This is a genomic window from Arthrobacter sp. CAL618 (assembly GCF_000468215.1).
Taxonomy (GTDB): domain Bacteria; phylum Actinomycetota; class Actinomycetes; order Actinomycetales; family Micrococcaceae; genus Arthrobacter_D.
In genome coordinates, this window is sequence record NZ_ASZW01000171.1 from 54,834 (window position 1) to 62,059 (window position 7,226).

Here is a 7,226-nt window from a genome sequence, read left to right on the forward strand (position 1 = left end):
TCTTTTGTGGGTCCTCTAGTGGGTGAAGTCGTGTTCGTGGTCCCGGTGGGTGGGGGGTTCGAGTTGAAACGTGGAATGTTCGATGCTGATCTCGAAGTGCGCGAGAACGCATTCTTGCAGCAGATCCAGCATCTCGTGGCTTCGCCCGAGAGTGATGATCTCTTCGTTAACCACCACGTGGGCGGTGAGTACGGGCAGCCCGGTCGCGATTTGGGTGATGTGCAGATCGTGGACTTCTTCCACGCCTGCAGTTTCAAGAATGTGGGACCGGATGTCTTCCAGATTGATATTGCGGGGTGTGCTTTCGAGGAGCACATTGATAGTCTCACGCAGCAAGATGAAGGTTCGCGGCAGGATCAGCACGCCAATCAGCATCGCCACCAAAGCATCGGCTTGAACCCACCCGGTGAGAGTGATGATAATCGCGGCCACAATGACAGCGACCGACCCGAGGGCATCATTGAGGACTTCCAGGAAGGCCGCCCGCAGGTTAAAGTTCGCCGAACGGCGCGATGACAACACCAGCAGGGCGGCGATGTTGCCGACCAGCCCAATGACCCCGAAAATGATCATTTCCTCCGAGGCCACCGGAGTGGGAGTGATAAGACGCTGAATCCCTTCGATCAGGACATAAAGGCCCACGGCCATGAGAATCGCCGCCTGAGCTAGGGCGGCAACGACCTCCGCCCGGCGGAAACCCCAACTCCGTTTAGCGGTCGCCGGCCGCAAAGCCAGCGAAGCTGCAATCAGGGCCATCGCCAGACCACCAGCGTCGGTGAGGACATGAGCGGAATCAAACAAGAGAGCCAGACTGCCAGTCCACAGCGCACCAAACACCTGAAAAGCGAAAACCGCCACGGTAATACCCAACGCGATGGCAATCGGGCCCCGATGAGTGTCAGTGCCCTGCCCGTGATCATGATCTTGCATGAAACAAATAGTACACGCCCAGATGAACTCAGTAGGAACTGTATATTAGAGGAATGGAATCACTGACTACAGGATCCGTCCTCGCGAAGTTCGGGTATGCGCTGTCCGACCCCACCCGGGCCCGAGTGCTACTAGCGTTGCGATCGGGGCCGAACTATCCTGCTGTCCTGGCAGAAGTGCTCGGTGTCTCTCGGCAAAGCATGTCCAACCATCTGACCTGCCTGCGCGGGTGCGGGCTTGTCGTTTCGGTACCTGAAGGTCGGAAGTCGCGCTATGAGTTAGCCGATCCCCGGCTAGCTCATGCGCTCGGGGACTTACTCGACGTGGTGCTGGCACCCAATGCTGACCTATGCGCCGGCTCGGATTCTGCACGGAACACTGCTGTCTCTACGACTGAACCGGCTTGACCGACCCAGGCGTTGACGGCCCGGTCTGGGTGCCTACCGCACCACCTTCGCTGGAAGCATTCCTGGCCCCGACCCTGCAGCCAATACCCCTGATCCCTGCCATCGCCGCGTTACTGGCGCTGCTCTACCTCAGCGGGGCAATCAAACTCTGGTTGACCCATCGCCACTGGGCCATATGGCGGACACTAACCTTCCTTATCGGATGCGGAATCATCATGATCGTGATGGGGGCCGGGGTCGAGGGCTACGGCCTGCGAATGTTCTCAGTATTCATGTTCCAACAACTGACTCTCATGATGGCCGTCCCACCGCTACTCATCCTTGGCCGTCCTGGAACGTTGTTGCTGCGCGCCACTCCACACAGCGGCCTAGGCCGCGTAGTTCTCCGGGCAGCGCATGCAGGTTTGAAGGCACGAGTATCGAGATTTGTCCTGCACCCGGGGTTCATGATTCCGGTGTTTCTGATGAGTTTTTATGGAATCTATTTCAGCGATATCGCCGACGCGCTACTGCCGTTCTGGTACGGGCACGTAGGGCTGGAACTATTGTTTTTAGTCTCGGGAATCATCTTCACCGTTCCCCTGATGTCGACCGACCCGCTACCCGTGAAGCAGTCCCATTTCGGGCGCCTCGTCGATGTGTTCGCTGAAATGCCGCTGCACGCTTTCTTCGGGGTTATTGTCATGATGGCTACGGTTCCGATGGTGGACTTTTTCGCAACTCCACCCGCTGTATGGGACGTCGACCCATTAGCCGATCAGGTGCTGGCCGGTGGTCTAGCCTGGTCCTACGGAGAGCTCCCCTCGGTGTTGATGCTCATGTTCATCCTGGTGCGGTGGCAACGAGACGACGCGGTCACTTCAAAGGCAAAAGACAAACAAGAACAAACCGACGGAACACCGGAACTCGACGCCTACAATGACTATCTTCACCAGCTGCGCCAACGTGCAGAACGCTACGGACCCTAAACAAAGCCGACCCTGCGGGAGAAACAACTATTTAGCCGCCGCGTCAGCTATCACCCACCAATATCACCCATCAAAATTTCGGTCAGGGATGATGCCCGAATTTTCCCCATCGAAGAGGATGACCAAGATGGAACCCACTGGCGTCGTTCTAAGCGCGGCATCACGGATTACGGGCAAGATCCTCGTGAGGTGAGAGTTCAGCTACATCACTGTGCAGCATCTTACGGAACTAGGGTGATGAAGGAGGGTTAGCGAAGGAGTCTGCTAATCGCCTCGGTTGCTTCCTTCACCTTCGCATCAATGGCTTCAGGGGAGCCGTTTGTTGTAGCTGCTTTCGCTGCGTCGACAACGCAATGTTGCAGGTGGTTTTCTAGCAGTCCCACGCTGACGGCGTGCATGGCACTGTTTACCGCCGCGACCTGGGTGAGGATGTCGATGCAGTATTTATCCTCGTCGACCATCCGTGCGATTCCACGTACCTGTCCTTCGATGCGCTTTAGGCGCCTAAGGTAGGCGTCCTTATCCGTGGAATAACCGTGCATAGTGGGGGAGGTCGCCGGTTGATGGGTTAGTGAAGAATCCATCTGGGGGAGATCAGGGCCAGAAGCTGTCTTGGAAGTGTCTCTGATGTTGTTTCGAGTTCCTGTTCCGGCGCTCACAGTTCTGTCCTTTCATCACCAACCGGCGCTCTCCAGTTGTATCCGGATGGCATGGTCAGCGTGTCCCCGACTACGCAATCCGCGCAGCCATCTTAATTATCGTCGATGTCCCGGCTGGCCTGGAACGTCCGGGTATCGATTTAGTTCCATTCACTGTCCGTAGATGAGGAATATGGCGGCGCCCTGGGCCCAACCGTGAGGGAACGTTACCTTAACGTGACTTTGATACCACGGTGGGGTATTCTCGTCGAGTGGTTCCGGCACCCCGCCGAAGCCACATTCCCGCGCAGAATGCCGAGCCCTGCCGCTGCATCGGGACCCGTTCGTATAATCCAGATGGCAGGGACGGGGGAACCACGTTTCCACCGGGCCACCGCACGCGGTGACCCTCGGGGTTAAGTCGATCCGACTATCCAGTGCAGCACCTGCAGCATCGTTCGCGATTGCAGGTGCGGCACATAGGTTGCGGACGACCGGGTGACTCCCATCCGAACCCGACAGCTCACCCCGCAGGCATGGGAGAGGCAAATCACCATGTCACGTACGTCCATTCCGGCACGCCACCGCGCCGCCACCACCCACTCCGTCGCCCTTGAAGGCCTGTCTTACTCCGCCAAGGCAAATGCCGTCGCACTGGGTAAACCAGCCATCATCGCAGCAGCTACCGGCAGCCTCGTCTTCTCCTTCGGAGCCACCGCCCAAGCCGGAACCTACACGCAGGAAGCCGCAAGCGTCGCCCAGGCACCCGCCGCTTCAACACCCGCTGCTCCCGCAGCCGGTACTAGCGTCTACACCGTTGTCTCCGGCGACACTATGGGCGCGATCGCTGCACGCCATGGCATCAGCCTTGATGATCTGTTGGCGCAGAACGGCTTGTCATACGCATCAGTCATCTACCCCGGACAGCAGATCCAGCTCTCCGGCGGCGCAAGTGCCGCAGCCAATCCCGCCACTGTCCCCGCACCATCTGTAAGCCAAGTATTCGCACCGGCCCCAGCGCCAGCAGCAGAACCAGCCGTAATGGCTTTGGCTTCCGGTCCCATCACCCCGATCGCACCTGAGAGCTCTTCGGTTCCCGCCAGCGGCGTAGGTGCAGCGCTCGTCGCTTCTGCCTACGGTCAGCTCGGAGCCATCCAGGACTGCACCATCCTCGTGGAGCAGGCATTGCGCTCCATCGGCCTAAACGTTGGCGACCTCGGGCCGTTGCAGTTCGACCAGTACGGAACCCGGGTCGCAACCCCCGCGCCCGGTGACCTCGTCGTACGCCCCGGCCACATCGGCATCTATGTTGGGAACGGTAACGTCATCAGCAGTGGCATGAACGGTTCAAACCAGACTATCGAACACCCGTTGTCCGACCTCGGCGGTTCATACTTCGTCCGAGTCAACGGCTAACACTCTGACCCTACGGAAAACCTCCGTAGACTGAACAAAAGTGGCAGGCACCCTGGACGGAGGGTGGCTGCCACTTTCATGTCCACCGCCTCAACGAGCCCCTTAGCATGAGGTCCGCTCCCATCTTCGGGCCCGGCGAGCTACACCGTTAGTTATCCGCGATTGAGGGAGTGGTCGCGGACGACGGTCGACGGTTGGTACGGCGACGGGTCGCTGTACCGTTTTCCAGACCGAGCTTCTTCAGTTCTTCGACACTCCACCCGTCTTTGGTAGCACGGACATAGGCGCGCTTGTCGTCCTTTTCCGCTTCGGCCAGTTGGTCTTTTAGATCCGCGACCCGTTGCCGAGCTTTAACCAGCGCTGTCACGGATTCAACGCGCGTATCCAAGAGCCTGCGAGCTTGTTCCTGTGTCTTTTCAATGCTGATGTGTGCCATACCTTCACCCTAACTTTGATGCGCTCGCTCCGGCGCTATACGAAACACAGATCGGGTGACGCCCCCACAGGGAAGTCATGTAGATGTTCGTTCGCTGGGTTGCGGAACCACTTGTCGAGATCGTCCGTCCCGTACCGGACTACACGAGATGAAATCCGGTAATATTCCGGGCCTTGTCCGGTCTGCCGCCATCGCGCCAAGTCCACGGTGCTGACACCGTACTTATGTTCCACGCTTTTGGGTGAGATGAGAGCCATTGTTGTGTCCTCCTGTTTGTCATCCTTGCCACCGTTCCTTTCGGCAACGCCGTCATCACTTGGCTGCGAAGTGAATGGCAAGTTGGAGCTGGGGGACCGTGGAATACCGGAGGGAGCGCAGCGAGTGAGGATATGCCGCGAAAGCCGCCAGCGGAGACTTGCCAAGAGAAGGGCAGACAGTACATTCACACGCCGAAACGGAACGGCGCAGCCGGTCAATCAAATGCAGACGCGAAGCGCTCCTAAGAGCATCTATACCCAACCCGGCTCAGACAGCGGGTTAAAAGCATTGGGCGACTCAGACGGAGCAAGCTGGGAACTTAGGTGCCCTAAGTTGCTTTGCGCCTCGACACGTGGTGTCTCGTGCAGCACACTGGGAGTGCGGTCCCCGGATTTACCGGGTTCGCTGCGCTGGCATTGAAGGGCGGTAGGACGGATGAGTGAGAGCAACGGGGTTGCTGGTTGGAAGTCGCGCCGCCGTCGCGCCAATGTCGAGGGTGGCAGGATGCACCGCCACGTCATCAAGGTCACCCCGGAGGAAGAAGCGCAGCTTGTGCAGATCGCGGAGAAGCACCGCGTGACTGTTGCACGGCTATTGGTGGAGTCAGCGTTGAGCGAGGGAGGAGAAACCCCGACCGAGCGCCGTAACCAGTTCATGGAGCTTTCCAACCTCGCTCGCCTTGTCGGGACGGTTGCGAACAACATCAACCAGGTCGCGCGGCACGTCAACACCACCAGCGAGATCCCAGCAGACGCAGCAGAGTCCATCACCCATGCCAGGAGCGTCATTCACCGGGTAGACCGCCTCCTAGCTGCCATGGCCGGACGGTAGAACTGTGATGATGGTGGCGCTGTGATACCGAACATTACCCAGGGTGATCGCATGAGCGGACTCATGGTTTACCTTGCCGGGCCGGGCCGTGCCAACGAGCACGAAGAACCGCACCTTGTGGCCGGGGACGCTGCGCTCATGGCTTGGTATGACGACAACGAACTCAACCGAGATTCAGCCCTCGATATTGCCAATAGTCTCGACCGGGCGAAACAGTTCTACGGCACGGAGGTCGACGGCGGGCACGTCTTTCATTGCTCGCTGAGTTTGGCCGCTGAGGAAGGCAAACTCACCGACCAGCAGTGGGGAGATATCACCAACGACTACATGAAAGCTATGGGATTCACCGAGGACAGCGGGAAAGCCCCGGCGCGGTGGGCGGCAGTACGTCACGGCGTGAGCAAGAACGGTAACGACCACGTGCACATTGTCGCGTCAATGATCCGTGATGACGGAACGAAGTGGAACGACTGGAAATCCAAGTACAAGTCCCAGCAGGTATCCCGTGAGCTGGAGAAGAAGTACGGACTCAATGAGCTTGGTTCCATCCGGGCAGAGCGCGGTTTCACGCCCGCCGAGCAGGAGAAGGCCCGCCGCCAGGGCAAACCAGAAGTAGAGCGCCACAGTACAGCCCGCACCGTTCGGAGCTGCGCTACAGCATCCACGAGCGAGGCAGAGTTTGTCCGCCGCGCACGCCAAGAAGGGTTACTAGTTCGGCCACGTTTCGCGGCGGGCCGTTCCGACGTGGTGACCGGGTACTCAGTGGCCGAACGACCGGCCAAAGGGGAGCGTGCCGTCTGGTACGGCGGTAACTCGATGGGCCGGGATCTGAGCCTGCCGAAGCTACGCGAAGGATGGGAAAGCACCCCGGAGAACGCGACCGAGGCCGTCAACGAATGGACTGCCGCCGCATGCAATAAGCGAGTCGTCTCACCAGGCCGAGAGACCGAAACGCCGAGCGCTGAACTGTGGGAGAAGCACGCCAACGAAGTCGGAGCGCTACGCGAAAAACTAGCATCCACCCCATACACCGACCACCAGGCGTGGGCACGCGCAGCGCGGGAAACCTCAGCAGCGTTCGGCGCATGGTCTAAACGGATCGAAAAGACCCCAGGGCCGCTAGCCGATGCCTCACGGGAGCTGGCGAAATCAGCACAACTACGCCGCTACCCGCCGAGCACCCCAAAAGCCGGAGCAGCGTCAGCCAGAGGCGCGACGATGATCCTGCTGGCCGCGACATCCAAGAGCGACCGTGCTGCGTATGCGCTGATGTTCCGTCAGCTCGCGGCTACTGCCAAAGCTATCCATGACATGCATAAGGCCACCGATGATCTACGGCGGG

8 protein-coding genes and 1 riboswitch are annotated in these 7,226 nt (G+C 59.3%); of the genes, 5 read left to right on the forward strand and 3 right to left on the reverse strand.

Features of this window, described 5'->3' with window-relative positions; all coding sequences use genetic code 11:
* Positions 1 to 15: 15 nt before the first annotated feature.
* Positions 16 to 930, reverse strand: coding sequence for a cation diffusion facilitator family transporter (locus K728_RS0110800; RefSeq protein ID WP_024476713.1), 915 nt, complete (start codon positions 928 to 930; stop codon positions 16 to 18).
* A gap of 53 nt (positions 931 to 983) precedes the next feature.
* On the opposite strand from K728_RS0110800, the gene K728_RS20640 reads away from it, so the two are divergent.
* Together K728_RS20640 and K728_RS0110805 are read left to right on the forward strand one after the other, a co-directional pair.
* Positions 984 to 1,337, forward strand: coding sequence for an ArsR/SmtB family transcription factor (locus tag K728_RS20640; RefSeq protein WP_084442877.1), 354 nt, complete (start codon positions 984 to 986; stop codon positions 1,335 to 1,337).
* Between the two features lie 29 nt (positions 1,338 to 1,366).
* A complete protein-coding gene (locus tag K728_RS0110805; RefSeq protein ID WP_443110963.1) occupies positions 1,367 to 2,305 on the forward strand; it encodes a cytochrome c oxidase assembly protein in 939 nt (312 codons plus the stop codon).
* A 248-nt stretch (positions 2,306 to 2,553) separates the two neighbouring features.
* Here K728_RS0110805 and K728_RS0110810 read toward each other — a convergent pair whose 3' ends face one another.
* A complete protein-coding gene (locus tag K728_RS0110810; protein ID WP_051317672.1) occupies positions 2,554 to 2,889 on the reverse strand; it encodes a metal-sensitive transcriptional regulator in 336 nt (111 codons plus the stop codon).
* 389 nt (positions 2,890 to 3,278) lie between these two features.
* Positions 3,279 to 3,495, forward strand: a riboswitch (cyclic di-AMP (ydaO/yuaA leader).
* A 3-nt stretch (positions 3,496 to 3,498) separates the two neighbouring features.
* Here K728_RS0110810 and K728_RS0110815 point away from each other — a divergent pair.
* Positions 3,499 to 4,359 carry a C40 family peptidase gene (locus K728_RS0110815; protein ID WP_024476716.1) on the forward strand — a complete coding sequence of 287 codons (861 nt, stop codon included), beginning with the start codon at positions 3,499 to 3,501 and terminating at the stop codon, positions 4,357 to 4,359.
* 148 nt (positions 4,360 to 4,507) lie between these two features.
* Here K728_RS0110815 and K728_RS0110820 read toward each other — a convergent pair whose 3' ends face one another.
* Positions 4,508 to 4,795 (reverse strand): hypothetical protein, encoded by a 288-nt coding sequence (locus K728_RS0110820; protein ID WP_024476717.1) that lies wholly within the window; start codon positions 4,793 to 4,795, stop codon positions 4,508 to 4,510.
* A gap of 693 nt (positions 4,796 to 5,488) precedes the next feature.
* Between K728_RS0110820 and mobC the strand changes: the two genes are divergently transcribed.
* Positions 5,489 to 5,884, forward strand: coding sequence for a plasmid mobilization relaxosome protein MobC (gene mobC, locus K728_RS19160; protein ID WP_024476718.1), 396 nt, complete (start codon positions 5,489 to 5,491; stop codon positions 5,882 to 5,884).
* A 51-nt stretch (positions 5,885 to 5,935) separates the two neighbouring features.
* On the forward strand, positions 5,936 to 7,226 hold a 1,291-nt coding region (locus tag K728_RS0110830; RefSeq protein ID WP_051317673.1), incomplete at its 3' end, for a relaxase/mobilization nuclease domain-containing protein.

Excerpts from the sequence above, each read along its gene's own strand:
- K728_RS0110800 (WP_024476713.1), bottom strand. The coding sequence starts at position 930 with ATGCAAGATCATGATCACGGGCAGGGCACTGACACTCATCGGGGCCCG.
- K728_RS20640 (WP_084442877.1), top strand. The coding sequence starts at position 984 with ATGGAATCACTGACTACAGGATCCGTCCTCGCGAAGTTCGGGTATGCG.
- K728_RS0110810 (WP_051317672.1), bottom strand. The coding sequence starts at position 2,889 with ATGGATTCTTCACTAACCCATCAACCGGCGACCTCCCCCACTATGCAC.
- K728_RS0110815 (WP_024476716.1), top strand. The coding sequence starts at position 3,499 with ATGTCACGTACGTCCATTCCGGCACGCCACCGCGCCGCCACCACCCAC.
- K728_RS0110820 (WP_024476717.1), bottom strand. The coding sequence starts at position 4,795 with ATGGCACACATCAGCATTGAAAAGACACAGGAACAAGCTCGCAGGCTC.
- mobC (WP_024476718.1), top strand. The coding sequence starts at position 5,489 with ATGAGTGAGAGCAACGGGGTTGCTGGTTGGAAGTCGCGCCGCCGTCGC.